At 71.6% G+C, this 25,568-nt stretch carries 17 protein-coding genes and 1 pseudogene; 9 read left to right on the plus strand and 9 right to left on the minus strand.

Annotated features, from left to right (window positions below; translation table 11 throughout):
- Nucleotides 1-33: 33 nt before the first annotated feature.
- The 3 genes from AB0J55_RS33670 to AB0J55_RS33680 are packed head-to-tail and all read left to right on the plus strand — an operon-like array spanning nt 34 to nt 6,151.
- On the plus strand, nt 34-2,424 hold the full coding sequence (locus tag AB0J55_RS33670) for a ricin-type beta-trefoil lectin domain protein (RefSeq protein WP_364257799.1): 2,391 nt from the start codon (nt 34-36) through the stop codon (nt 2,422-2,424).
- A gap of 25 nt (nt 2,425-2,449) precedes the next feature.
- Nucleotides 2,450-3,898 carry an arabinofuranosidase catalytic domain-containing protein gene (locus AB0J55_RS33675; protein ID WP_364257802.1) on the plus strand — a complete coding sequence of 483 codons (1,449 nt, stop codon included), beginning with the start codon at nt 2,450-2,452 and terminating at the stop codon, nt 3,896-3,898.
- 33 nt (nt 3,899-3,931) lie between these two features.
- Nucleotides 3,932-6,151 carry a signal transduction protein gene (locus AB0J55_RS33680; protein WP_364257805.1) on the plus strand — a complete coding sequence of 740 codons (2,220 nt, stop codon included), beginning with the start codon at nt 3,932-3,934 and terminating at the stop codon, nt 6,149-6,151.
- A 7-nt stretch (nt 6,152-6,158) separates the two neighbouring features.
- Here AB0J55_RS33680 and AB0J55_RS33685 read toward each other — a convergent pair whose 3' ends face one another.
- The 6 genes and pseudogenes from AB0J55_RS33685 to AB0J55_RS33710 form a co-directional block, all read right to left on the minus strand.
- Nucleotides 6,159-8,945: a hypothetical protein gene (locus AB0J55_RS33685; RefSeq protein ID WP_364257808.1), complete on the minus strand. Its 2,787-nt coding sequence runs from the start codon at nt 8,943-8,945 to the stop codon at nt 6,159-6,161.
- A 63-nt stretch (nt 8,946-9,008) separates the two neighbouring features.
- Complete coding sequence (locus AB0J55_RS33690) at nt 9,009-9,962, minus strand: hypothetical protein (protein ID WP_364257811.1); 954 nt, start codon at nt 9,960-9,962, stop codon at nt 9,009-9,011.
- Nucleotides 9,963-10,067: 105 nt separating this feature from the next.
- Nucleotides 10,068-10,437, minus strand: a pseudogene (locus AB0J55_RS33695) (hypothetical protein); the annotation flags it as partial.
- A gap of 271 nt (nt 10,438-10,708) precedes the next feature.
- A complete protein-coding gene (locus AB0J55_RS33700) occupies nt 10,709-11,890 on the minus strand; it encodes an MAB_1171c family putative transporter (RefSeq protein WP_364257814.1) in 1,182 nt (393 codons plus the stop codon).
- 1 nt (nt 11,891) lies between these two features.
- A complete protein-coding gene (locus AB0J55_RS33705; protein WP_364257817.1) occupies nt 11,892-12,410 on the minus strand; it encodes a hypothetical protein in 519 nt (172 codons plus the stop codon).
- Nucleotides 12,403-12,846: a helix-turn-helix domain-containing protein gene (locus AB0J55_RS33710; protein WP_364257820.1), complete on the minus strand. Its 444-nt coding sequence runs from the start codon at nt 12,844-12,846 to the stop codon at nt 12,403-12,405. Before AB0J55_RS33710 ends, AB0J55_RS33705 begins: the two co-directional genes overlap by 8 nt.
- Nucleotides 12,847-13,059: 213 nt before the next feature.
- On the opposite strand from AB0J55_RS33710, the gene AB0J55_RS33715 reads away from it, so the two are divergent.
- The 4 genes from AB0J55_RS33715 (at nt 13,060) to AB0J55_RS33730 (ending at nt 19,998) form a co-directional block, all read left to right on the plus strand.
- Nucleotides 13,060-16,029 carry a BTAD domain-containing putative transcriptional regulator gene (locus tag AB0J55_RS33715; RefSeq protein ID WP_364257823.1) on the plus strand — a complete coding sequence of 990 codons (2,970 nt, stop codon included), beginning with the start codon at nt 13,060-13,062 and terminating at the stop codon, nt 16,027-16,029.
- A gap of 129 nt (nt 16,030-16,158) precedes the next feature.
- The gene (locus AB0J55_RS33720; protein ID WP_364257826.1) at nt 16,159-17,595 is read left to right on the plus strand and encodes a hypothetical protein; all 1,437 of its coding nucleotides are present in this window, start codon (nt 16,159-16,161) and stop codon (nt 17,593-17,595) included.
- A 17-nt stretch (nt 17,596-17,612) separates the two neighbouring features.
- Nucleotides 17,613-19,073 (plus strand): glucosaminidase domain-containing protein, encoded by a 1,461-nt coding sequence (locus tag AB0J55_RS33725; protein ID WP_364257829.1) that lies wholly within the window; start codon nt 17,613-17,615, stop codon nt 19,071-19,073.
- Between the two features lie 19 nt (nt 19,074-19,092).
- Nucleotides 19,093-19,998 (plus strand): hypothetical protein, encoded by a 906-nt coding sequence (locus AB0J55_RS33730; protein ID WP_364257832.1) that lies wholly within the window; start codon nt 19,093-19,095, stop codon nt 19,996-19,998.
- Nucleotides 19,999-20,154: 156 nt separating this feature from the next.
- On the opposite strand, the gene AB0J55_RS33735 is transcribed toward AB0J55_RS33730, so the two are convergent.
- Together AB0J55_RS33735 and AB0J55_RS33740 are read right to left on the minus strand one after the other, a co-directional pair.
- Nucleotides 20,155-20,976: a DUF72 domain-containing protein gene (locus AB0J55_RS33735; protein ID WP_364258356.1), complete on the minus strand. Its 822-nt coding sequence runs from the start codon at nt 20,974-20,976 to the stop codon at nt 20,155-20,157.
- Nucleotides 20,977-21,039: 63 nt separating this feature from the next.
- Nucleotides 21,040-22,161 (minus strand): epoxide hydrolase family protein, encoded by a 1,122-nt coding sequence (locus AB0J55_RS33740; RefSeq protein ID WP_364257835.1) that lies wholly within the window; start codon nt 22,159-22,161, stop codon nt 21,040-21,042.
- 75 nt (nt 22,162-22,236) lie between these two features.
- Here AB0J55_RS33740 and AB0J55_RS33745 point away from each other — a divergent pair, with 75 nt between their 5' ends.
- Together AB0J55_RS33745 and AB0J55_RS33750 are read left to right on the plus strand one after the other, a co-directional pair.
- Nucleotides 22,237-22,800, plus strand: a complete 564-nt coding sequence (locus tag AB0J55_RS33745; RefSeq protein ID WP_364257838.1) for a CGNR zinc finger domain-containing protein — start codon at nt 22,237-22,239, stop codon at nt 22,798-22,800.
- A 16-nt stretch (nt 22,801-22,816) separates the two neighbouring features.
- The gene (locus AB0J55_RS33750) at nt 22,817-23,950 is read left to right on the plus strand and encodes an epoxide hydrolase family protein (protein WP_364257841.1); all 1,134 of its coding nucleotides are present in this window, start codon (nt 22,817-22,819) and stop codon (nt 23,948-23,950) included.
- 72 nt (nt 23,951-24,022) lie between these two features.
- Here the strand turns inward: AB0J55_RS33750 and AB0J55_RS33755 are convergent, their stop codons facing one another.
- Nucleotides 24,023-25,210: a cytochrome P450 gene (locus tag AB0J55_RS33755; protein WP_364258359.1), complete on the minus strand. Its 1,188-nt coding sequence runs from the start codon at nt 25,208-25,210 to the stop codon at nt 24,023-24,025.
- Nucleotides 25,211-25,568 lie beyond the last annotated feature (358 nt).

Consider the following 25,568-nt stretch of genomic DNA (forward strand, 5'->3'; position numbering starts at 1 on the left):
CCTGATCCCCCTCCGTCGGAAGAGAGAACCCCCATGCCCGGAACCCTGCTCCGGAGACTCCGCACGGCAGCCGTCGCCGCGGTGGTCGTCGCCGCCGGCGTCGTGGCCGCCGCCGCACCCGCCCAGGCGGCCACCTCCATCACCCTCGACGGCGGCTCGGCGGGCCGCACCTTCGACGGCGTCGGCGCGGTCAGCGGCGGTGGTGGCAACACCCGCCTGCTGATCGACTACCCGGAGCCGCAGCGCGGCCAGATCCTCGACTACCTCTTCAAACCGGGCTACGGCGCCGCCCTGCAGATCCTCAAGGTGGAAATGGGCGGGGACACGAACTCCACCAGCGGCGCCGAACCCAGCCACGCCCACTTCCGCGGCGACCTCGACTGCAACCGCGGGTACGAGTGGTGGCTGATGGAACAGGCCAAAGCCCGCAACCCGGGGATCAAGCTCGTCGGCCTGCCGTGGGGCGCGCCCGGCTGGATCGGTAACGGCACGTTCTTCTCGAACGACCTCACCGACTACTACCTGTCGTGGCTGGGCTGTGCGAAGCAGCACGGGCTGACCATTGACTACCTCACGAGCGTCCAGAACGAGAAGCAGTGGAGCGCCGACTGGACCGTGACCCTGCGCAATGCCCTCAACGCCAACGGGTACAGCGCCGTCAAGATCATCTCCGGTGATTCGTGGCCGGGGGACTGGGGCCCGGCGAGCGCGATCTCGACGAACACGGCCTACCGCAACGCGACCGACGTCCTGAGCGCCCACTACACCTGCGGCTACCTCAGCGCGCAGACGTCCTGCAGTGTCCCGTCGAACGTCACGGCCACCGGCAAGACGCTGTGGTCCAGCGAAAACGGCTCCCAGGACTACAACGACGGCGCCAAGCCGCTGGCCCGCGGCATCAACCGCGTCTACCTCGACGGCAAGATGACCGCCTACCTCAACTGGGACCTGATCGCCGCCGTCACCCCGAACATCCCGTGGCCGACCGTCGGCCTGATCCTGGCCAACCAGCCGTGGTCGGGCTACTACTCGGTCGGCAAGGACGCGTGGGCGCTGGCGCACACCACCCAGTTCACCGCACCCGGCTGGAAGTACCTCGACGCCTCGAGCGGCTACCTCGGCGGCAACCGCGCCAACGGCAGTTACGTCACGTTGAAGGCGCCGACCACCGGTGACCACAGCACGGTCATCGAGACCATGGACGCGACCTCCGCCCAGACGCTGAACTTCACGACGACCGGCGGCCTGTCCACCGGCCAGGTGCACGTTTGGGCGACCAACCTCAACTCGAGCAACCCGGGCGACCACTTCGTGCACAGCACCGACATCACCCCGTCCGGCGGGGCGTTCTCCCTGACCGTCCAGCCCGGCTACCTGTACACCGTCACGACCACCACCGGGCAGGGCAAGGGCACGGCGACGAGCCCGCCGCAGGGTTCGCTGAACCTGCCCTACAGCGACGACTTCGACGGGTACGCCAAGGGCAAGGAAGCCAAGTACCTGATGGACATGGAAGGGGCCTTCGAGACGTCGGCGTGCGGCGCCGGCCGGGCCGGGACGTGCGTGCGCCAGGCGTCCCCGCAGAAGGCGATCCCGTGGAAGAAGACGACCGATCCGTACGCGTTGCTGGGCAACGTGGCCTGGAGCAGCTACACGCTCAGCACGGACGTGCTGCTCGAAAAGCCCGGGTACGTCGAGCTGCTGGGCCACGCCGGCAACCAGGACACCGGCAACCAGGGCGCGCTGAACGCCTACTACCTGCGGGTCAGTGACACCGGGGCCTGGTCGCTGCGGCGCAACAACACCAGCCAGCAGAACACGACCCTGCGCACCGGCACGACGACCGCGCTCGGCACCAACAGCTGGCACAAGCTGTCACTGGGCTTCGCCGGCAGCACCATCACGGCGTCGGTCGACGGCACGGTGATCGGCACGGTCACCGACGGCACCTTCCCGGCCGGCCAGGTCGGGATCGGCACGGCCCAGGGGGAGACCGCGCAGTTCGACAACCTCTCGGTCGCCGGCTCGGGCGGCGGGTCGACGTCGGTGCTGCGCAACACCGCCGCCGGCCGCTGCCTCGACGTCCCGAACGTGTCCCAGACCAACGGCACCCAGGTGACGCTCTGGGACTGCAACGGCGGCAGCAACCAGCAGTGGACCGTGACCTCCGGCAAGCAGATCCAGGTGTACGGCAGCAAGTGCCTCGACGCCGAGGGCGCCGGGACCACGGCCGGCACCCGGGCGATCATCTGGGACTGCACGAGCGGCACCAACCAGCAGTGGAACGCGGCCGCGGACGGGACGATCACGGGTGTCCAATCGGGACTGTGCCTCACCCCGAGCGGGAACGGCACCGGAAACAGCACGCCGGTGACCCTGCAGACCTGCACCGGCAGCAACGCGCAGAAGTGGACCCGGAGCTAGCCGTGGCGGACGAAGGAGTTCGACGATGAAGGCACGCTGGAGAAGACTGTGGCCGGCTGTGGTGATCGCCGCCGGTGCGGTGGCCGGCACGGCGACGACGTCGCAGGCCGCCACCGAAGGCCCGTGCGACATCTACGCGGCGGGCGGCACACCCTGTGTCGCCGCGCATTCGACGACCCGGGCGCTGTACGGCGCCTACAACGGCTCGCTCTACCAGGTCCGGCGCGCGTCGGACAATGCGACGCGGGACATCGGCGTGCTGAGCGCCGGCGGCGTGGCGAACGCGGCGGCCCAGGACAGCTTCTGCGCCGGGACCACGTGTTTGATCACGGTCATCTACGACCAGTCGGGTCGGAACAATCACCTCACCCAGGCGCCGCCGGGCGGGTTCTCCGGCCCGGCCCCCGGCGGGTACGACAACCTGGCGAACGCGGCCGCCGCACCGACCACGGTCGGCGGCCAGAAGGCCTACGGCGTCTACGTGGCCCCCGGCACGGGGTACCGCAACAACAACACCAACGGCGTCGCGACCGGTGACCAGCCGGAGGGCATGTACGCGATCTTCGACGGCACGCACTACAACGGCGGCTGCTGCTTCGACTACGGCAACGCCGAGCGCAACAGCCGTGACAACGGCAACGGCACCATGGAAGCGATCTACTTCGGCAACATCAAGGTGTGGGGCTACGGCGCCGGCAACGGCCCGTGGATCATGGCCGACCTGGAGAACGGCCTGTTCTCCGGCGTCAACCAGCACTACAACGCCAATGACCCCAGCATCAGCCACCGCTACCTGACGGCGATCATCAAGGGCGGCCCCAACCACTGGGCCATCCGCGGCGGCAACGCCCAATCCGGCGGTGTGTCGACGTTCTACGACGGCGTGCGCCCCAACGTCTCGGGCTACAACCCGATGCGCAAGGAAGGCGCGATCATCCTCGGCACGGGCGGCGACAACAGCATCGGATCGGCAGGCACGTTCTACGAAGGCGTGATGACGTCGGGCTACCCGTCGGACGCCACGGAGAACGCGGTCCAGGCGAACATCGTCGCGGCGGCCTACGGCACCGGCGGCGTGGGCACCGGGACGGGCCCGGTGCACGCGGTCGGCGCGGGCAAGTGCCTGTCGGCACCGAACTCGACGCAGGGCACGCAGCTGCAGATCGCCGGCTGCGCGAGCCAGGCGGGCCAGACGTGGACCCGCACGACGGACGGCAGGCTGACGGCCACCCTCGGCGGCACGACGATGTGCCTGGACGCATCGGGCCAGGGAACGAGCGCGGGCACGAAGGTGGTGACGTGGCCCTGCAACGGCCAGGCCAACCAGCAATGGACGGTGAACTCCAACGGCACGGTGATCGGTGTCCAATCAGGACTGTGCCTGGACGTGACGGGCGCGTCCACGGCGGACGGCGCCCCGGTGGAGCTGTGGACCTGCAACGGCGGCAGCAACCAGCAGTGGACGTTCGGCTAGCGTGGCCCTCCGACGCGCCGTCTCGTGATATCCATGAGGGGCAGCGGTGCGGAGGAGGGCGTGGCCGTGGCGGACGACGGCGTGCACAACCACGTCAGCGGGACGGTGGCGGGCCACGTGGTGCAGGCCCGCCACATCGGCGTGGTCAACCTTGGTGAACGCGCCGCTTTCGACGCCGTCGACTACCTGCGCGCGGTCCGCCGGGCGGCGGAGGGCCACCCGGTGGTCAACCGTGAAGGGCTGTCGGCGGACACCGTGCCGCTCAGCGCGGTGTACGTCGACCAGGACCTGGTCGACCGGTCCTCCGGACGGCCCGGCACCTGGCGCCAGGCGCTCGCCGCGAACGACCACCTGGTCGCCTTCGGTGGCCCGGGTGGCGGCAAGTCGAGCTTGCTCCGGCGGATCGCCGCCACCCTGGCCGAGGACGCCTCAGCACCCTGCCTGCCGGTTCCGGTGCACGCACGCCGGTTCCGGGCCGGGATCCCGCTGGCCCAGGCGATCCGCGACGGCGTGGTCGCCGAGCTCGGGTCGTTCCTGCTGACCGGCCTCCCGGTGGACACGTTCGCCGCGGCCCCGCCGGGCGGCGGGTCCTGGCTGGTGCTGGTCGACGGGCTGGACGAGGTAACCGGGATCGACGAGGCCCGGGTGGCCCTCGAAACGATCACGGAAGGCGCGCGGCACCCGTTCCTCCGCTTCGTCGTGGCGAGCAGGCCGGTGCCGGAGGCCGACCTGCGGGCGGCCGGCAACCGATTCCCGGCGTACGAGCTCAAGCCCTTCGACCTGCCCGTGCTCGGCCGGTTCGTCCGCCACTGGCTCGAACTCCGCGGCGTCGCGGACTCGTCCGAGGTGAGCGACGGCGTGGTCGCCCACGTCCGCCGCAACCGCTTCATGGACTGGCTGCTCGAACCGCTGGCCGCCACGATGCTCTGCGGCCTGCTGCTGCAGGATCCGGGCCGACGGCCGCCCGAGCGGTTGTCCGATCTCTACGAACAGTACGTGCGGAAGCTCTTCACCGGCCGGGCGTACACGAACGCCGAACGACGGACCCATCGCGACGTCGTCCAGCTGCTGGAAAAGGTCGCGAGCGAGCGGCTGTTCCGGAGCCCGGACCTGCCGGTACTCGCCGCGGCCACCGGGTTCGCCCGCGGCACGCCGCTCGAACCGGCCGCGGCCGACCCCGGCGTGCGCGCCCGTGAACTGCACGACGTTCTGTGCCGGACCGGCCTGGTCGTCTCGGCCGCGGGGGACGTGGAGTTCGCGCACACGACCTTCGAGGAGTACCTGGCGGCCCGGCGCGTCGCCGACCGCCTCGTCCGTCACCCGGGCGTGGACCGGTGGCGCACGCTGGACCGGGTCTTCGAAGCCCTCGCCGCCCAGTACGGCACGGAATTCGGCGAAAGCGATGTCTCGCAGGTCTTCCGCTTCTCCCAGGTGCCCGTCTTCCTGGCCGACATCTGGTCGGCGAGAACGAAGGACACCGACGTCCTCCTCGAGCACCTCGTGCGGTATTCGCCGGGCAGCAGCTGGTGGCTGGTGCGCCGGCTGGCGGCGGCCGGACTGCCGGCCGGAAGGGGACCGGTCGCCGCGCTGGCCGAGATCACCGGCAACGCGTCGCTGTCCGAAGAGGACCACTGGGGCGCGGCGATCACCCTGCGGGATCTCGGGCACCCGGAAGGGATCGCCCGGCTGCTGGCGATGGTGGTCGACGCCGATCTGCCGGACTTCGAACGGATCCGGGCGATGCGGGAGTGCGGCCGCTCGGGCGCCGCAGCTTCGGCGGCCGTCAGGTTCCTGGGGCGAAGCCGGGAGTTCCCTGACTGGGAGTACCCGCACAGCGTGGTCGACGCGGCCGAGGCGATGCCGGCGGGCGAAGACGAGGGGTTGTCCGAGGGTTTGGACCTGGTGCTCGGCAACCGGCACCTGCCGGAAGGGGTGCGGCTGCACGCGGGAAGCGTCGCGGTGGTGCTCGACGGCGAAGCGGCCTACCGGAAGCTCCTGGCCCAGCGGTTCCGCCGCCTGGGTTCGGCGCTGGGCGAGGAAGCCGCCCGCGGCGTCCCGGAGGCGTATTCCGTGCTGTGGCGGATGGTGGGCGACCCGGAGCTGGCCGCGGACCTGCGCTGGGACGCCGCCGACGAGCTGGCCGCGCTCGACGACGACACCGCGGGCGACGCGTTCCGCGCCCTGGCGGAGGACCCGGGGCTGGACGAGCGGTACCGGCGCCGAGCCGCTCAAGCCGTCGCCGGCCTGGACTGAGGGTGCCTCACGGATCGGGCGGGCACCAGGTGTCCGACGTGGGACCATCAGCCGCGCCGCAGAAACCGTGTACCGACTTGTCGACTTCGCCGCCGGACACGCCCATCACCGCCACCGGCTTGTTCTGCGGCACGTTCCGCCCGATGTCGCCGCCGTAGTCGATGGTGCCCGTGACGCCTTCGAGGTACTTGTTGACCTGCTTCGCGCCCGGGCGCGAGGTGTGGATGGCGGTGATCTCGCGCCAGATCGCGCCGGGCGTCACCGGGATCTCGGCCGCCGTCTCGCGCAGGTACGCCGCCGCGACGATCATCACCTGGGCGGCGTCGTAGGCCAGGGCCGCGTGGCCGTCGTACGAGCGGCCCTCCGGGGTCTGCTCGAACGGGAACAGGGTCTGGTCCAGCGTCGTGTAGAAGTCGAGGGCCGCGCCGCTCGGCTCGGTGACCGGTGAGGTGGCGAACGACAGGTAGTAGTAGGGCAGCGCGCGGTTGCGCTGGCGTTCGCCCTGGTCGGCGACGAACCGCGTGACGTCGTCGTCGCCGATGAAGGTGGCCCGGCTGCCGCACTGGGCCGCGCTGCTGAGGAACTGCCCGAAGTCGGGGACGCCCCGGCCGGCGAAGAACACGAGACCGTCGAAGGAACAGGTGTCCCGGCCCGCCGCGCCCGCGTTGCCCAGCAGCGTCTCCCCGTAGCCCACGTGCGAAGCCGCCCCGGCGAGGCCGCCGTCCGGGGTGAACGCCCGCGCCTCGGCCTGGAAGTGCTTCTGCCGGAAGGCTTGCAGGACGTCGTCGCGCAGGTTGGTGCTGTACACGTCGGCGCCGTCGTCGGAATAGTAGACGCGCACCGCGCGCGGGCCCGGCAGCTGCTCGGCGAACCCGGCCGCCACCGCCGCCTCCCGCCGGTTCTGCGGCGTCACCTGGAAGTACATCGGGTTGAGGTCGGCCAGCGGGTCCGCGGACAGCGTCGAGGCGACCATCGGCAGGCCCGCGTTGGTCAGCGCGGCGATGGTCTTCTGCGTCGGCGTGCTGCTCAGGTCCAGCCCGACCACCCCGACGATGCTCTTGTCCTGCTCGGCCTGCAGCTTCAGCTCCTTCGCCACCCGCTCGCCTTCGCGCATGTTGCGCCCGCCGTTGGCGATGAGCAGCCGGACGATCGGGTCGGCCGAGCCCGGCGCGTTCAGCTGCCGCAGCTGGGCGACCGCAAATCCCTCCAGCGATTCCCGCTCGCTGGTCAGGCCCTCCGCGAGGTTGTTCGACGAAGTCAGGGCCTCCAGCGCGACGAGGGTGATGTACGGCCGTTCCGGATGGGCCTGGTGCAGCTGCTCCGCCCGGTGGTTCTGGTCCAGCACGACCGCTTCGACCTGCCGGATCGTCGCGTCCGACGGCTGGAACACGTCCTGGGTGCCGTCCGTGGTGCCGACGCACTCGCTGCCGGTCCAGGTCAGCCAGGGGTTGTCCGAGCCGCAGTGCTCGGCGTAGGTGTCGTGGGAGCGGTAGGCGACGAACGCGGCGGCCAGCGCCACGACCACGACCGGCACCCCGATCCGCGTCCACCGGCTGGCCCACCACGGCGGCCGGACCTGACGGCGGAACCGGTAGTCGCTGCCGAGGGTCTGCAGCATCTGCCGGACCTTCGGCTCGTCGGCGTCCGAGGGCGGCCGGACGCCGATCGGCAGGTACCAGGCGGTCGGCCGCCGCTCCCGCCGGTCGCGTTCGAGCTGGTTCTGCCAGGCCACGTACGCGGCCCGCGCCTGCGCGGCCTGGAACTGCGGGCGGTGCGGGGTGGGCACCGCGTCCGGCGGCGGCGCCGGGCTGGCGCTGACCACGAGCAGCGGGTCGAACCGCCCGACCTGGTTGCGGACGGAGTTGACCAGCTCCAGCAGCCGGTACCCGCCGTTGCCGACGCTCACCTCGTCCAGCAGCAGGACCGGGTAGGTCATCCGGCGCCGCCGCCACACCCGCCACGGCCGCAGCCGGTAGGCGCGCCGCAGGTCTTCGAGGAAGGCGTTGAGCAGCAGGCGGCAGACGTACTCGGGGGCCTCCTCCTGCCACTGCCCTCGGGTGAGCCGCCGGGCGAACCGGACGAAGCTGCCCGACATCTCCGGCGCGAGGTGCGGTTGCCGCAGGAACCACCGGTAGCGCCCGGACAGCACGGGCACCCGCCCGGTGACGGCGATCCGGAAGGTCAGCAGCGTCAGCCCGCGCACGAGCAGGGAGAAGACCTTCCAGATGCCCTGGTTCTCCGGCAGCTGCTTGACGGCGTCCTCGGCCGACGAGCTGAACCGCTCGGCGAGGCTGATCCGCCGGATGGCCCGCCGCAGCACCCCGTCGGGGTCGTCCCGGCCGTCGTAGTCCTGCAGCATGAGCCAGTAGACGAGGTCGAAGAGCGGGAACGGCAGCCGGCTGGTGTGCGCGGACGCGCTGTCCCCGAGTGCCTTCCGCGCTTCCCGCAGGATGTCCCGGACGACGGTGACGGAGCGGGTGGTCGCGGGGCCGGCCTTGTCCTGCCCTTCGTGCACGGCGAGTTCCGGCCGCGCGTACCGGATGCTGCCCTGCGGTTTGGCGTTCCGGAGCCGCTCCGCGACGGCGGCGAGCACCTCGCCGCTTTCGGCGGGCCGGACGAGGCACACCATGGGCAGTCCGCGCCGTTCGGACCGTTCGTCCTGGTAATCGGTCCAGTGGCACTGTTCGTCGAGTTTCCGCGGCCGGTCCCCGAACCGCGGGCGCAGGCACAGGGCCCCGATCAGTTTCACCAGCACGTCGGCGCCGAGAAAGCCGAGCGGTCCCGTTCTCCCCATCGGCACAGTTTCGCACATTTGCGGTGGAACCGGTTCCGCAAAACTACCGACAGCGGCAGCCGGTCAGTCACGCTCCGGCGGGACGTGGCTCTTGACCCGCCCGATCCAGACCGCCTTGGGGATCCGGTACACCGGCGGGGAAGAGACCCGGAGAACGACCGGCCGCACGGCTTGCACGACGTCCGCCGGCCACCTCCGCTTCAGGGCGAATTCGTCGAGATAGTCCACGAACGGGCTCGGTAGCCGCTGATCTTCCTTCAAGCCGAGGGTTTCGGTGAGGTATTCCCGGAAATCGTAGAGATAGTTGTGGTGCTTTTCCATCCGGTCCATGAGCAGCGACAGGTGCCCGAACAGGCCCCCGACCGTCATCCTGGTGTTCTGGTGGGTGACGAGTTCGCCGAACTGCGGCTCGGTGACCTCCTCGTAGCGGCCGCCCAGGTCGGCGACGCGTGAGCCGCCGAGCGACAGGGCGACGTGCCGCTCGGCGATGTCGAACACGATCGCGTCGCCGATGGACAACGTGTTGCCGCCGAGCAGGTCCGCGGGGCCGACGGCGAAGATCTCGGCGGCGTTGTTCATTTTCGCGCGCACGAAACCGTCTTCGTCCGTGTAGAGCCGCACCACTTCCGCTTTCGACAGCTGCCCGGTCCTGACGGCGACGAACAGCAGGTACTCCCAGCAGTTCATGGTGGCCGGCTCGGCCACCTCGTCACGCAGGTACTTCCCCCAGTCCGGGTCGCCGGATGAGGTCCACTCGAACTTGGTCTCGGGCGGCCGAGCGGCATCCTTCGCACTTCCGAACGGATCGGCTTCGCAGGCCGCGCGCACCTCCGCCGCCTGCGCGTCCTCCGCGCTCTTGTCGAGGCTCTCCAACGCCTCCCGCACCCGTGCGGGGCCGAAATCGCCGTTCAACGTCTCGAGGTCCGACTCGCTCATCCGCTGCACGAGCACGCTCGCCACGGCGCTGTTGGGTGCCCCGCGCTGCACCAGCGCGCGAAGCACTTCGGCGCCGGGCATGCGGCCGATGGGCGGCAGGCCCGGTCGGCCCTCCGGTGCCGCGGAGCGCGCTCGCCGCACCGACGCCGGCAGGGACTCCTGGTAGCGGTCCACTGGCACCTCTGGTCACGTTGAGCGTCCGCGTGTTGACGTTAGGCGCCTGACGGGTGTGGTGTCCACCTTCCCCGTCGCGGCCTCCAGATCGGCGTCCAGCGCGTGGTACACGGCCGGCTGGCGGGTGCGCAGCCACGGCAGCTGCGGGACGACGCCGTTGCTCGAGCCGGCCAGGGTCGGGAAGCCGAGGATCGCCAGTGTCACGAGGTAGCGCGTGGCCGAGTTGTGCAGGGCCAGCAGCGCGGCGAACAGGCTGACCACGAGCAGCATCATCACCTTCGTCAGCGCGCCGCCGAGGTACTCCTGCGACACGGAGAACACGAGGTCCCCGGTGGACAGGTGCGCGGTGGCGACGTCCTGCGATCCCGATGGCCGCGATCACGACCATCCCGGTCAGCGGAGCGACCGCGGCCAGCACGAGAAAGACGATGCCGGGCACCCCCAGAACGTTCTCGGCCAGGGCGGTGCGGTCCGGCGCGGGACTGGTTCGGCTCATGGCTGCTCCTCGCTCCACCGGACCACCACCCCCGGACTGAACGCGAAGTGTGGGACGCCCCGCGCCCTGCGGCTTGTGTCTGCGCGCGCGATCCTTGTCCCCCAGCGACCGGAATTCCGCAGCGATTCCGGAACGGGCCCCCACCATTGCGCCGCTGTCAGCTCGGCCGCGGCGCCGGAATCCCGGCCACCGTCCGGACGACCTCCGGATCATCCATCGCCAGCCGCAAGCGCAGCAGATCGGCCAGTTCGTCGTCGACCGTTCCGTCGGTGGTCCGGGATCCGGCACGGGACTCGTGCGGACCCGCGCCGCCTTCGTCCTTCGACCGCAGCCCCAGCCGGAGCACGCAGGCGTCCAGAACCGCCGCTTCGCGGCCGCGCAACGCCGCTTCGGCTGCCTGGTGCTCCTCGGGAGCGACGTAGCCGGTCAATTCCATCTGGGCGTCGCGGATTTCGATGATCCGGCGGTACAGCCGCCGCCGGAACGCGCGGGCCGGGAACGGGCCGGACCGGGGATCGAGCACGGTGCCCGGAACGGCCTCGGTGAGCGTCCGCCACAGGCCGCCCAGCCGGTGGTAGGCGATCCGGTGACGGACGTGCCGGGTCACCGCGTACCCGACGCGGACCAGCGCGGCCGATCCGGCCAGCGCCACCGCCGTCCAGAGGAGCAGGAAGGTGACCGTCCCGTAGACCGGCCGCGCGACTTGGTGGAGGAAACCGAACCCGTGGCCCACGACGTACCACATCCGGCTCGCCACGTAGAGCAGGCCGACGGCCGCGCTCAGCCACAGCAGGAGCAACGCCTTCCGCAACGGCCCTCGCCGCGCCTTCCGCCAGTACGGGACCAGGAACGCCACGGCGAGGGACAGGCCGAGGCCCAGGCACGTCTGGAACAGCACCTGATAGGTCACCACCAGCGGGTGGCGGACCTGCCACAACCCGAAGTCGGGCTGGTCGAGCCGGCGGGGGATGAACACGAAGAGCGTCACCAGGCCGGTCATCACCAGGGTGAACGCCAGCTGCCCGCGCCGCAGCAGGACCCGCCGCCCGGCCTCGACGCCGGCCGCCAGCTCCAGGATGGCGATGAACGCCAGGAGCGTGCCCAAGTGCCCCAGCAGGATGGTCAGGTCCGGGACGCCGGTGACCGAGTCGACCGCGCGGCGCACCCCGGGCAGCGACGTCGGTGCGGACAGCAGCAGGAACGCGAAGAAGGCGGTCACGGCCCGTTGCGGAACCGACCGCAGCAGCCGCGGCAGGCCCGTCATGACGACCAGCCACAGCACCGCCAGCGCGGCCGCCGACACCACCGGCACGGTGAACACGGGCAGCTCGGGTGACACGTCAGTGCCCCTCCGGGAAGCCGAACACCTCGTCGAGCGGGCCGCCCGGGGCCGCCGGCCGCGGCGACGGCCAGCCGGCCTTCTCCAGGATCAGCGCCGCGATCATCTCCGCCTCCCGCTCCTGGAGCGTCGAGTACCGGGTCCGCATCAGGACGCGCTGCACCATCGCCGGGTCGAGGCCGGGCAGCAGCGCGGCGACGGCGTCCGGCTCGGCCACCCGGTGGTCGCACACCATGTGCCCGAGTTCGTGCAGGACGATGTTCTGCCGGTGCAGGGCGCTGACGCCGGTGGCGTGGTACACGTGGTCGGCCTGCGCGGTGGCGATCCACATCCCGCACGGCACGTCCGGCCCCGGCGGGAACGGCAGCTCGTGCAGGTGCAGGTCGCGCCCCCGGCTCCGGGACACCTGTTCGAGCAGGGCCGGCAGGGAAAACGGCCGGGGCACGGGGAAGTCCTGCAGCCGCACCCGGCACGCCCGCCACAGGCTCCGGTTGCTCCGCGCGGGCGGCTCCCTAGTCACCCAGCGGGTACCGTTCTTCGTCGGCGGGCGGCAGCCCCTCGACCGTCCGCGCGTGTTCGATCATGCCCGCGACGGCCTGCAGCCCGGCCGCGGACAGGCCGTTGGCGCGCAGGGCCAGTGCCCGCACCGAACGGTCCCGCAGGGTGGCGAGCAGTTCCAGCTGGGCGTCGATCTCGGTGGTGTCCTCGTCGAGGAAGTACGAGGGCCGCACCCCGAAGAACTTCGCCAGCCCTTCCAGGTGCTTGATCGTCGGGTTGTCCCGCAGGCCCTTGCGCAGCTGCCAGACGTAGGTGTGGGAGATGGACACCCCCTGCGCGCGGATGGCCGAGGCCACTTCCTCGTAGCTGTACTCGCCCCGGCCCGCCGGCCGCACGACCTGGAACAGCCGGTCGAGGCGCGCCGCGAGCGACGCCGGTGGGTCCGGCGCGGTGGCCATGGCCCTCACCCCCATTACCTGTCGAAGCCGGTTGACGACGGGACGGCAGCCATCAGCGGTCGTTGACAAGCAGGGTAACGGTCGGCCACGATGGCTTCCATAAACTTCAGTTTATGGAAATCGGAATCCATAAACTACGCACGGCTGAGCCGGGGGGACGCGGGTGGCGGGGGCCACCCCACCGGGCGGTGCCGGGTTCTTGGGGGAGGACACGTGGATTTCCGGTTGCTCGGACCGCTCGCCGTGGTGGTGGACGGGGTACCGCTCCCGCTGGGCGGCCCGAAACCCCGGACCCTGCTCGCGATGCTGGTGCTCAACGCCGGCCGGGTGATGGCCGGCGAGGCGCTGGTCGCGGCGTTGTGGGGGGAGGACGCACCGGCCAGCGCCCGGGCCATGCTGCACACGTACGTGTCGACGCTCCGGCGGACGCTCGCCGGGAGCGGGTCGGCGAACGGGGGACTCCTGGTCCGCCAGGCCCCCGGCTACCTGCTGCGGGCCGACCCGCAGTCGATCGACCTCACCCGGTTCGAACGGGCCGTGCTGGCCGGACGGCAGGCGCTGGCCGGCGGCGATCCGGACCAGGCGTCGGCCGCCTTCGCCGGCGCGCTGGCGTGGTGGACCGGCGAGCCGCTGGGCGGTGTCCGGGGCGAATGGGCGGAGCGGGCGCGCGTCAAGCTCGCGGAGGCCCGGTTCGACGCGCTGGAGGGCCGCCTGACTGCCGACCTCCGGGCGGGCCGCGGCCGGACGCTGGTCGGCGAGCTGACCGCGCTGGTCGGGGAGCACCCCCTGCGCGAGCCATTGCGGGCCCTGCTCGTGCTGGCCCTGCACGACGCGGGACGGCAGGCCGACGCGCTGGAGACGTTCCACCAGGCCCGGCGCCTGCTCGACGACGAACTGGGCGTGGCGCCCGGGCCGGAACTCCAGGCCGCGTTCCGGACCGTGCTGGGTGAGCCCGCCGCCGCGGCGGCGGGCTCACCCGGTGCGCGCACACCGGCGGTGGTCGCCGTGCCGCGCCAGCTCCCGCCGGCGATCGCCGGTTTCACCGGGCGGCAGGACGAACTCCGCCGGCTGGTCGACACGCTGCGGCCGGCCGGCCCGGCCGCCACCCGGATCTGCGCCATCTCGGGAAAACCCGGTTCCGGCAAGACCGCGCTCGCCGTGCACGCGGCGCACCGGGTCCGCCGGGACTACCCGGACGGCCAGCTCTACGCCGACCTCGGCGGCCCGGACCGGCGACCGGTCGACCCGGCCGAGGTGATCGTCCGGTTCCTGCGCACCCTCGGCGTCGCCGGCGCGTCGATCCCCGCGGCGGCCGGGGAACGCGCCGATCTCTACCGGTCGTTGCTGGCCGAACGGCGGGTGCTGGTGGTCCTCGACAACGCCTTCGACGAGCGGCAGGTCCGGCCGCTCGTGCCGGCCGGGGCCGGCTGCGCGGTGGTGGTGACCAGCCGGGCCCGGCTGGCCACGCTGGCCGGCGCCCGGCTGCTGGACCTGCGGGAGCTGCCCGAGCCGGAAGCACTGGCCCTGCTGGCCTCGCTCGTCCCGGACCCGCGGCTGGGGGACGACCCGGAAGCCGCGCGGGAGATCGTGCGGCTGTGCGGCCACCTGCCGCTGGCCGTGCGCATCGCGGGCGCCCGGCTGGCTGCGCGTCCACATTGGACACCCGGGCGGCTGGTGCGGCGGCTGAGCCGGCCGGACCACCTGCTCGACGAGCTGGTCATCGGCGACCTCGAGGTCCGGCGCAGCCTCGCGGTGAGCTACGACGCGCTGGCCGGTCCCGAGCGGACCGCGTTGCGCCGGCTCGCGCTGCTCGGGGTCCCGGAGTTCACGAGCTGGCTGGCGGCTCCGCTGCTGGACGTGCCGCTGCCGGTCGCCGACGCCGTCGTCGAACGGCTCGTCGACGCGCAGCTGCTGGACGCGGCGGAGACGGGCCCGGCCCGCTACCGGTTCCACGACCTGACTCGGGCGTTCGCGCGGGAACTCGGCGAGGCGGACCCCGACCGAGCGGGGACCCGCGCGGCACTCGAACGGGTCTGCCGGGCCGTGCTGGAGCTGCTCCGCCGGGGCGCCGCGGCGACCGGGGACGAGCTGCCGGCCGAGCCCGGCGGGGGTGTCGAGCACGAGCACACGTTGCTCGTGAACCTCGTGGAACTGGCCGGTGAGCTCGACCTGACGGCGATCGCCGCCGCGTTGGCCGTCGAGCTGGCCACCTCGTCCTACGCCGTCCACAACCGGTTCGGCCCGTGGCGGCGCAGCCACACCGCGGCGCTCGCGGCGGTGCGGCGGGCCGGCGACCGCGTCAACGAATCGCGGCTCCTCGTGGGCATCGGGCGGCTCTACGCCGAACAGGACCGCTTCGACGAGGCCGTGGCCCACCTCGGCCAGGCGCTCACGGCGTACCAGGAGCTGGGGGACGTCGGCGCGGCGGCGAAAACCCGGCTGGAACTCAGTTTCGTCCACCGCGAACGCGGCCGGTACGCCGACGCCGAGGCGGCGCTGACGCAGGCGATGCCGGTGCTCCGGTCGACCGGCACGGCCGACGAGCTGGCGTCGGCCGACCACAACCTGGGCATGCTCCGGTGCGAACAGGGCCGGCTGGCCGAGGCGGCGGAGCTGACCGGCGCGGCGATGGCGGCCTGGCGGTCGGCCGGCAACCGGCGCGCGGCGGCGCTGGCGCAGCGGTCGCTGGGCATCGTGCACCGCGCGGCCGGCCGGCTGGACGAGGCCGCGGACTGCTGCGCCCGGGCCGTCACCGAGCTCCGGCTCGCCGACGCCCGGCTGATGACCGTGTACGCCGAGCAGGCGCTGGCCAAGGTACGCATCCGGCAGGGCCGGGGCCACGAGGTCCGGCGGGTGCTCGACGACGGCCTGGCGACCTGCAACGAGCTGGACGACGGGTTCGGCCAGGGTTTGCTGCTGCGGACGCTCGGCGAGCTCGAACTCGCCGGCGGCGACCTCGGCACGGCGACGCGGTACCTCACCCGGTCGCTCGAGTGGTGGCAGGCGCTCGACCTGCCGGTGTGGCAGGCGCGGACCGGCCGCGACCTGGCGGTCGCCGCCGCCCTCCTCGGCGACGACCGGCGGGCCGGCGAACTGCGGGCCACCGCACTGGCGGTCTTCGAGCAGTACGGGTGCCGCGAGGCGGCCGAACCGGTGCCGGGCCCTGTCATGCCCCGACTCTGAGCCGCCTGCCTCCGGGAAACCTCCGAATATTCCGGTACTTCCCGTGAAGGGTTCGTCCAGTTCGCTTGAAGCGCCGCGGGAGACGGTGTCCGGTGTCCCACCCGGCAAGCGAATTCGGAGGACCCGATCGTGCACCAAGAATCCAAGCGGGGCTGGAAATCCCGCAGGCTGGCCTCGGTCGTCGCGCTGGCGGCGATCACCGCGCTGGGGCTCCCGGCCGCCACCGCCGCGGCGTCGCCCGTCGTCTCCCCGGCCGGCCCGGAGGTCACCGCCGGACCGGCGGCCAGGCCCGAGCCGACCGACCTGAAGCCGGCGTTCACTGCGATGGCGAACAGACCGATCTCCCGTTCCGAAGTCCGCGAACGTGGGCAGAGCTGGCTCGACGACCACGTGCCGTACAGCCAGTCGGCCTACCACAGCAACCAGTACGGCAGCTACCGGCAGGACTGCTCCGGGTTCGTCTCCATGGCCTGGAGCCTGGAGCGGTCCGAGAACACCCAGTCCCTGCTGCCGCTGATGACCGACATCGACCGGTCGGACCTCCGGTTCGGCGACGCGTTGTGGCGCACCGGCCACATCGCCCTGTTCGTCGGCTGGAACGACGAAGCCAGGACGCGCCCGGTCGTCTGGGAGGAATACGACTACGGGCACTTCGCCGAGCAGCGCGTCTGGAGCGCGAGCTACGCCGCGACGTTCACCGCCAAGCGGTACCGGAACATCGTCGAGGACGCGCCCCCGCCGCCGGACGCCGGGATCTCCGTGGGTTCCGACGGCACGCAGCTGATCCTCAACCGCAAGGGCAACGGCACCGCGCTGGCGAAGAAGGGCATCGGTCTATACGGCTGGACGGTCGAAACCGACCCCGTCGTGAAGAAGGTGGCGACCAACGGCGGGGTGCAGCTGATCCTGACGAAGGACGGCACGGTGCTGGCCAAGGACACCATCGGCCTGTACGAGTGGACCGTCGAAACGGACGCCGTCGTCAAGGACATCGCGGTCGGATCCGATGGCACGCAGATGATCCTGGACAACACCGGCACCGTGCTCGCCAAGAAGGGCATCGGCCTCTACGGCTGGACCGTCGAGACCGACGCGGTGGTGAAGCAGATCGCGACCAACGGCGGTGTCCAGCAGATCCTGGACAACACCGGGACTGTGCTGGCGAAGAACAGCATCGGCCTGTACGGCTGGACCGCCGAGACCGACGCCGTGGTCGGCAAGATCGCCGTCGGTTCCGACGGGACGCAGCTGATCCTGGACAACACCGGCACGGTGTCCGCAAAGGACACCATCGGGCTCTACGGCTGGACCGTCGAGACCGACGCCGTCGTCAGCGACATCGCGGCCGGTTCCGACGGGACCCAGATGATCCTGGACCGCACCGGCACGGTGCTGGCGAAGGACACCATCGGGCTGTACGGCTGGACCGTCGAGACCGACGCCGTCGTCGACCGGATCGCCACCAACGGCGGCGTCCAGCTGATCCTCGACCGCAACGGCACCGTGCTCGCCAAGAACGGGATCGGCCTCTACGGCTGGACCCTCGAATCCGACTCGATCGTCTGAAAGCGCGGGAACCCGAAATGACCGAGAAAACCTGGTACCGCGGCGCGCTGCTCCTGCTCACCGCGATCGCGCTTTCCCTCACGGCCACCGGCCAGGCGCTCGCCGTCCCGGCCGGCCCGCCCGACGACCGGGTCGTCATCGCCGACGCCGTGCGCGACGGCGCCGTCCAGCCGGATACCCTGGCCGGCAACACCGATTTCATCGCCGTCGCGGGCCCGGCCGCGCAACCGGGCCAGGCCGAGTTCGGGGTGCCGGCGTCGGTCACCGTCGCGCAGGCGATCCTCGAGTCCAACTGGGGCCGGAGCGCGCCGGGGAACAACTACTTCGGCATCAAGTGCGGCAGCGGCGGCCGGGGCCCGATCGCGATCGGCTGCCAGGACCTGCCCACGCAGGAGTGCGACCCGGGCTGCCACACGGTGATCGCGTCGTTCCGCGTCTACGCCTCGATGACGGACTCGTTCCGCGACCACGGCCTCTTCCTCCGTTCGAACCACCGCTACGACCCGGCGTTCGACTACCCGGACAACCCGGACCAGTTCATCCGAGAAGTGGCGAAAGCCGGGTACGCGACCGATCCGAACTACGCCGGCAAGGTCATCGGCCTGATGGGGACCTACGACCTGTACCGGTTCAACACGCCCGCGCCGCCGCCGCTCGCCGCCGGGATCTCCGTGGGTTCCGACGGCACGCAGCTGATCCTGAGCAGCAAGGACAACGGGACGGCCCTGGCCAAGAAGGGGCTCGGGCTCTACGGCTGGACCCTGGAGACCGACGCGGTGGTCAAGAAGGTGGCGACCAACGGTGGGGTGCAGCTGATCCTGACGAAGGACGGCACGGTGCTGGCCAAGGACACCATCGGCCTGTACGAGTGGACGGTGGAAACGGACGCCGTCGTCAAGGACATCGCCGTGGGATCCGATGGCACGCAGATGATCCTGGACAACACCGGCGTCGTGCTCGCGAAGAAGGGCATCGGGCTCTACGGCTGGACCGTCGAGACCGACGCGGTGGTGAAGCAGATCGCGACCAACGGTGGTGTGCAGCTGATCCTGGACAACACCGGGACTGTGCTGGCGAAGAACAGCATCGGCCTGTACGGCTGGACCGCCGAGACCGACGCCGTGGTCGGCAAGATCGCCGTCGGTTCCGACGGGACGCAGCTGATCCTCGACAACACCGGCGTCGTGCTGGCGAAGAAGGACATCGGGCTCTACGGCTGGACCGCCGAGACCGACGCCGTCGTCAGCGACATCGCGGCCGGTTCCGACGGGACGCAGCTGATCCTGGACCGCACCGGCACGGTGCTGGCGAAGAACGCGATCGGACTGTACGGCTGGACCGTCGAGACCGACGCGGTGGTGAAGCAGATCGCGACCAACGGTGGTGTGCAGCTGATCCTGGACAACACCGGGAGAGTCCTGGCCAAGGACAGCATCGGCCTGTACGGCTGGACGCTCGAATCCGACCCCATCGCCTGACCCGCCGAGGGAGGAAACCATGACACGCACCAGGAAAGGCGTCGCCGCCGTCCTGGCCGCGGCCGCACTCACGCCGCTGGCCGGCCAGGCCGTGGCCGCCGCTGCCTCGCTGCCGTCGCAGATCGCGGTCGGTTCCGACGGCACCCAGATGATCCTCGACGGCGCCGGCGTGGTGTCGGCCAAGACGGGGATCGGACCGGGAGGCTGGACCGTCGAGACCGACGCGGTGGTCAGGAAGATCGCGACGAACGGTGGTGTGCAGCTGATCCTGGACAACACCGGGACCGTGCTGGCGAAGAGCACTATCGGGTTGTACGGCTGGACGGTCGAATCCGCCCCCGGGATCACGGACATCGCGGTCGGTTCCGACGGCACCCAGATGATCCTCGACGTTACCGGGACGGTCCTGGCGAAGCAGGGCATCGGGCTCTACGGCTGGACCGCCGAGACGGGACCGGGGATGACCCGCATCGCCACGAACGGCGGCGTCCAGCTGGTCCGCGACGCGTACGGAACGGTGTCGGCGCGGAACACGATCGGCCGGGACGACTGGACGGTCGAGACGGACGCGGTGGTCAGCAAGATCGCCGTCGGCGCCGACGGGACGCAGCTGATCCTCGACAACACCCGTGTGGTGTCGGCGAAGAAGGAGATCGGCCGCTACGGCTGGACGGTCGAGTCCGGTCCGGGCAACACCGACATCGCGGCCGGCGCCGACGGGCTCCAGCTGGTCCTGGACAACACGGGCACGGTGTCGGCCCGCACCGGGATCGGCCGCGAGGGCTGGACCGCGGAGACCGACCCGGTGGTCAGGAAGATCGCCACCAACGGTGACGTCCAGCTGATCCTGGACAACACCGGCACGGTGCTGGCGAAGAAGGAGGTCGGCCGCTACGGCTGGACGGCGGAGACCGGCCTGCCGTGACGGCCCGCCCGGGTCCCGCCGCCGGTCGTGGCGGCGGGACCCGCGGCGTCGGACCGGCACGGTGTACAGCAGTTCGTTCGCCGGACCGGACCCCTTCGGCAGACTGGCCGAAGACGAACGCGGTCACGGTCAGCGCCGGGTGCCCGCCGGGATCGCTCAGAACAGGGTCGCGGGCTCGACGGGCTCCGGCTCGGGCAGGGCGTCGAGGCCGGGGACGAGCGCGCGCACGTCGTCGTGGAACCGGCGGGCCAGCGCCGGGGCCTCGTCGTTGTCGGGGGTGTGCACGAAAACCGTCGGCGACCGGCCCTCCCGCAGCCAGCCGGCGACAACGGTGGTCCACGGTTCCCACCCCGCAACGGTTTCCTCGACGGAGTCCCGGCCCAGGTAGCGCACGACGGGCCGGTCGGTCAGCGCCCGCATCCGCCGTGGCAGCCGCGGTTTCTTGCCCCAGGTTTCCTCCTCGATCGCACTGGACGGCGGCCGCCCGAAGAAGACGGTGGTGTCGAACGGCACCCACTCGGCGTCGGCGGCGCCGAGGATGCCCTCCAGCAACGCCGAGCCGGCATCGGTGAAGAACCCGGGATGCCGCACCTCCACGGCTCGCCGCAGCCCCGCGGGCAGCCGCCGCAGGAACCGGCCGAGCGCGTCGACGTCCGAAGGCCCGAAGGAGCCGGGCAGCTGGGTCCACAGCACGGCCCGCTCCCCGAGGGGTTCGAGGGCGTCGAGGAACGCCCGCATCTCGCGCTCGACCCCGGCGAACCGCCGCTCGTGCGTGACGACCTTGGGCACCTTGACCACGAACCGGAAGTCGTCATCGATCTGCTGCGCCCAGCTCGCCACGGTGTCCCGGGTGGGCGTGGCGTAGAAGGTGGTGTTGCCCTCGACGGCGTTGCACCAGCCGGCGTAGGCCCGCAGCCGTTCCTTGGCGGGCAGCGACGGCGGCAGGAAGCGGCCGGGCCACGCCTTGTGGGTCCACATCGCGCACCCGACGTGCAGACTCGCCACTGGTCAGCTCCCCTCGCTCGCCGGACAACCTACCGGTCAGCGGACGAGGCGGAAGAACCCGCGCACCTGCTCGACCAGCGACTCCGGCTGCTCCAGCGCGGCGAAGTGGCCGCCTCGCGGCAGTTCCTCGAACCAGCGCAGGTCGGTGAACCGCAGCTCGGCCTCCCGCCGCGACGGGCGGGTGATGTCGCGCGGGTAGACCGACAGCCCGGACGGCGCGGTGACCTTGTCCCGGAAGCGGGCGAAGCTCTCCCAGTACAGGCGCGCCGACGACGTGGCCGACGCGGTGAACCAGTAGACCGAAATCTCGTCGAGGATCTTCTGCCGCGGCACCGCGTCCTCGGCGTGGCCGTCGTTGTCGGTCCAGGTCCGGAACTTTTCGGCGATCCAGGCGGCCTGGCCCGCCGGGGAGTCGGTGAGGCCGTAGCCGAGCGTCTGCGGCCGGGTCGACTGGATCGCCGAGTACCCCCGGCCGGTGCGCTGGAACTCCTTCTCGGCCTCGAGGTTCGCCAGCTCCGCGGGGGTCGGGTCGGCGAACGTGCCGGCCGCGACGGACCCCAGGTTCAGGTGCACGCCGGCGACCCGTCCGGGCGTCACCTCGCCCAGGGCGCCGGACACCGCCGAACCCCAGTCACCGCCCTGCGCGCCGTACCGCTGGTAGCCCAGCGACACCATCAACGCGTCCCAGGCGCGCGCGATGCGGGTGACGCCCCACCCGGTCGTCGACGGCTTGTCGCTCCAGCCGTACCCGGGCAACGACGGCGCGACCACGTGGAACGCGTCCGCCGGGTCCCCGCCGTGCGCGCGCGGGTCGGTCAGCGGGCCGAGGACGTCGAGGAATTCGAGCACCGAACCCGGCCACCCGTGCGTGAGGACCAGCGGGAACGCGTCCGGTTCCGGCGAGCGGACGTGCAGGAAGTGGATGCCCAGCCCGTCGACGGTGTCGCGGTACTGCGGGAAGGCGTTCAGCCGCCGAGCGAACCCGAAGTCGTAGTCCTCGGCCCAGCTGCGGCAGAGCTCCTGCGCGTAGGCCAGCGGCACGCCCTGCGACCAGTCGTCCACCGGCTCCGGCTCGGGCCACCGCGTCCGCCGCAGCCGGTCACGCAGATCCGCGATCTCGGCTTCGGTGACGCTGACCTCGAACGGCACGGCAGGCACGGCGAATCTCCCTGCTGGTGACACGTGACAGCTACTATGAGTGTCACGCTACAAGGCGGCGAGGAGACACGTCAAATGCTGGACGCGTGTAACATCTCGTCGGCGGTCCGGACGGCCGTCGACCTGGCCAACACGGTGAGGCCGGTCAAGGGAGAGGACCTGCTCGAGACCGTGGAACAGCTCCAGGACTTCCTCGACGGGCATTCCCCGGAGCCGGCCGGTCCTCGGCGTCTCACCCGCACCGACCTGGCCGAGGTCCGCGAGCTGCGCGAGACGGTGCGTGCGGTGCTCGAACGGGCGAGCATCGACGCGGCCGGAGCCGCCGCCCTGATCAACGACGGCCTGCGCCGCAGCGGCGCCACCCCGGTGCTCCGCCACGACCGCGACCGCTGGTGGACCGAAGTCGTCGCCGGCTCCGGCCGCTGCGCGGCGCACCTCGCCGCGACCACGCTCAGCGCACTGGCTTCCGTGATCGCCACGCACGGTCCGGCGCGCCTCGGCGTGTGTGCCGGGCCGGCCTGCCGGGGCACGTTCGTGGATCTCTCGCGCAACGGCTCGAAGCAGTACTGCACCCGGGCCTGCGCGCACCGGGCCAGCGTCGCGGCCTACCGGAGCCGGCAAAGCGCGCGCTTGTCCTGAAACGCAAGGAGAAACGATGGTGTCCGACGGACCCGTGCTCACGATCACCGATGCCGAGCTCGGCGAGCTGCGAACCCGCCTGGCCGGCACGCGGTGGCCGGCTCCGTGGCCGGTGACCGGCTGGTCGGCGGGAACCGAGCCCGGCGAGCTGCGGCGGCTGGCCGCCTACTGGGCGTCCGGCTACGACTGGCGGGCGCACGAAGCCGCCATCAATGCCCTGCCGCACCACTTCGCGGACATCGGCGGGACGCCGGTGCACTACCTGCGGTTCGACGGCGAGACCCCGGACGCCCTGCCGATCGTCCTGACCAACGGGTGGCCCAGCTCGTTCCTGGAGCTGACAGGGTTCGCCCGGCGGCTGGCCACGCCGTCGGAGCACGGTGGTTCCGCGGCGGACGCGTTCACCGTCATCGTCCCGTCGTTGCCCGGCTTCGCCTTCTCCCCGCAACGTCCTTCGCTCACCGATCCGCTGCAGACGCACGACTTGTGGCACCTGCTGATGCACGAAGAGCTCGGCTTCGCCCGGTACGCGGCGCACGGCGGGGACCTGGGGGCGGGCATCACGTCCCGGCTGGCCGAAGCCCATCCGGACGCCTTGGTGGGCATCCACCTGATGGCCGTCGCCGCTCCGGCCGGCTACGACGAGGAGAGCCTCACCCCGCCGGAGCGGGCCCACCTCGGCTCGGTGGCGACCTGGTCGGCGAAGGAAGGGGCCTACCAGCACCAGCAGAGCACCCGTCCGGTCACCCTGGCCTACGGGCTGGCCGACTCGCCGGCCGGGCTGCTCGCCTGGATGGTCGAGAAGTACCGCGCGTGGAGCGACTGCGGGGGCGATCTGTCGTCGCGGTTCAGCGACGACTTCCTGCTGACGCAGGCGTCGCTCTACTGGTTCACCAACACCATTTCGACCTCGTTCCGCCCGTACTACGAGTACGGCGAGCAGCTGACCCGCAGGGTCGAGCGGGTCGACGTGCCGACCGCCGTCGCGCTGTTCCCGGCCGACCTCACCCAGCCGCCGCGCAGCTGGGCGGAGCGCACGTACAACGTGACCAGGTACACGACCATGCCGCGCGGCGGTCACTTCGCCGCCCACGAGGAACCCGAGCTGCTCGCCCGGGATGTCACCGAGTTCTTCCGCCCGCTGCGGTGAAAGCCGGCCGCACCACCCCTCCGGTAATCCTGGAAGGCAGTTTCGCGAACGCGGCGAGCCGGCGTTCCGGTATCAGGCCGCGGTGACCGGCAGCGAGCTGAGCCCGCGCAACGTCACTGTGGCCGCCCACTCCGGATCCCCGGCCAGCTGGAGGCCCGGGGCGCGGCGGGCGAGCTCCCGCAGCACCGTCCGGCCTTCCAGCCGGGCCAGCGGCGCGCCGAGGCAGAAGTGGATCCCGTGCCCGAACGCCAGATGCCGCTCCGGCGGCCGCGTGATGTCGAAGGTGTCGGGCGCCTGGTGCACGCGCGGGTCCCGGTTCGCGGCGCCGATGAACACCAGGGCCTGGTCGCCGGCGGCCAGCCGGACGTCGCCGAGGGTGGTGCCGGCCGTCGCGGTGCGCATCGTGAGCTGGACCGGCGAGTCGTAGCGCAGGATTTCTTCGACCGCGGCTTCCGCGAGTGCGCCGTCGCCGGTCAGCGCGGCGTACTGCCCGGGGTTGCGCAGCAGGGCGAGGACACCGTTGCCGAGGAGGTTCGTGGTGGTCTCGTGGCCGGCCACCAGCAGCAGGGTGAGCGTGACCAGCAGTTCGCCTTCGCTGAGCACCTGGCCCTGGTCCGTGACCGCAACGAGCGCGGACAGCAGGTCTTCTCCCGGGGCACGGCGGCGCTCGGCAGCCAGGTCGCGGAAGTAGGCGATGAACTCCCGCCGCGCTGTCGCTGCCTGCTCGGCGACGCCCGGCGGCAGCAGGAATCCCGGGTCCGACGCCCGCGCCATCGCGGCCGACCAGGCGCCGAACCGTTCCCGGTCCCCGGCCGGAACGCCCAGCAGTTCCGCGATCACCGTGACCGGCAGCGGCGCGGCCAGCGTCTCCATGAAGTCCACCTCGCCGCCGTCGAGGATCCGGTCGATCGCCTCGGTGGCCAGTGCTTCGATCCGCGGTTGCAAGGTTTCGATCACCCGCGGGGTGAACGCCTTCGCCACCAGGCGGCGCAGCCGGGTGTGGTCCGGCGGGTTGAGGAACGCGAACGCGCGCACCACGCGGCCCTGCGCGTCGACGGGGAGGTCCGGGTCGCCGCCGTCGACGACCTCCGGCTCGGGGTGTCCGAACTGCGTACCGCGCAGCACCTGTTCCGCCTCCGCGTGGCCCAGCACGGCGACGAGCGGGCCACCGGCCCGGACCGCCGGCGCCTTCTCCCGCCACTGCGCGTACCAGGGATAGGGGTCGAGACGGTTCTGCGGGGTCAGGAGCTCGCCGAGCATGTTCACCACGGCACCTTCTCACGTCGCATCCCAGCCCGGTGGGTCGCCGCGATTCCTGCGCCGGCGAAGGCGTACGAAGCAGCCCTGGACAGCTGAAGCCGTGCGCGAAGAAGCGCCCCAGCACTCTGGGGGGAGATGCCGGGGCGCTTGTCGTTCGCCACCGTGGCCCGGGTTCGGGGGTGCGGGCCACGTGTCCGATGCGGCGAACGGATCTGGGTGGGGGTGGTGCCTGCTGGCGACACAGAAATCGTGTCGCCAGCAGGATTTCCCCCCTCTGTCCCGCCCGAGGTGGTGATCCATCCGGCGAGGAACCCCAAGTTATCCGGCCACGAGGACGAGTGTCAACTAAAAAGTACCC

It is taken from the genome of Amycolatopsis sp. NPDC049688, from assembly GCF_040674975.1.
Classification (GTDB): Bacteria; Actinomycetota; Actinomycetes; order Mycobacteriales; family Pseudonocardiaceae; genus Amycolatopsis.

Excerpts from the sequence above, each read along its gene's own strand:
- AB0J55_RS33670 (WP_364257799.1), top strand. The coding sequence starts at position 34 with ATGCCCGGAACCCTGCTCCGGAGACTCCGCACGGCAGCCGTCGCCGCG.
- AB0J55_RS33675 (WP_364257802.1), top strand. The coding sequence starts at position 2,450 with ATGAAGGCACGCTGGAGAAGACTGTGGCCGGCTGTGGTGATCGCCGCC.
- AB0J55_RS33680 (WP_364257805.1), top strand. The coding sequence starts at position 3,932 with ATGAGGGGCAGCGGTGCGGAGGAGGGCGTGGCCGTGGCGGACGACGGC.
- AB0J55_RS33685 (WP_364257808.1), bottom strand. The coding sequence starts at position 8,945 with ATGGGGAGAACGGGACCGCTCGGCTTTCTCGGCGCCGACGTGCTGGTG.
- AB0J55_RS33690 (WP_364257811.1), bottom strand. The coding sequence starts at position 9,962 with ATGCCCGGCGCCGAAGTGCTTCGCGCGCTGGTGCAGCGCGGGGCACCC.
- AB0J55_RS33710 (WP_364257820.1), bottom strand. The coding sequence starts at position 12,846 with ATGGCCACCGCGCCGGACCCACCGGCGTCGCTCGCGGCGCGCCTCGAC.
- AB0J55_RS33725 (WP_364257829.1), top strand. The coding sequence starts at position 17,613 with ATGACCGAGAAAACCTGGTACCGCGGCGCGCTGCTCCTGCTCACCGCG.
- AB0J55_RS33730 (WP_364257832.1), top strand. The coding sequence starts at position 19,093 with ATGACACGCACCAGGAAAGGCGTCGCCGCCGTCCTGGCCGCGGCCGCA.
- AB0J55_RS33735 (WP_364258356.1), bottom strand. The coding sequence starts at position 20,976 with ATGTGGACCCACAAGGCGTGGCCCGGCCGCTTCCTGCCGCCGTCGCTG.
- AB0J55_RS33745 (WP_364257838.1), top strand. The coding sequence starts at position 22,237 with ATGCTGGACGCGTGTAACATCTCGTCGGCGGTCCGGACGGCCGTCGAC.
- AB0J55_RS33750 (WP_364257841.1), top strand. The coding sequence starts at position 22,817 with ATGGTGTCCGACGGACCCGTGCTCACGATCACCGATGCCGAGCTCGGC.
- AB0J55_RS33755 (WP_364258359.1), bottom strand. The coding sequence starts at position 25,210 with ATGCTCGGCGAGCTCCTGACCCCGCAGAACCGTCTCGACCCCTATCCC.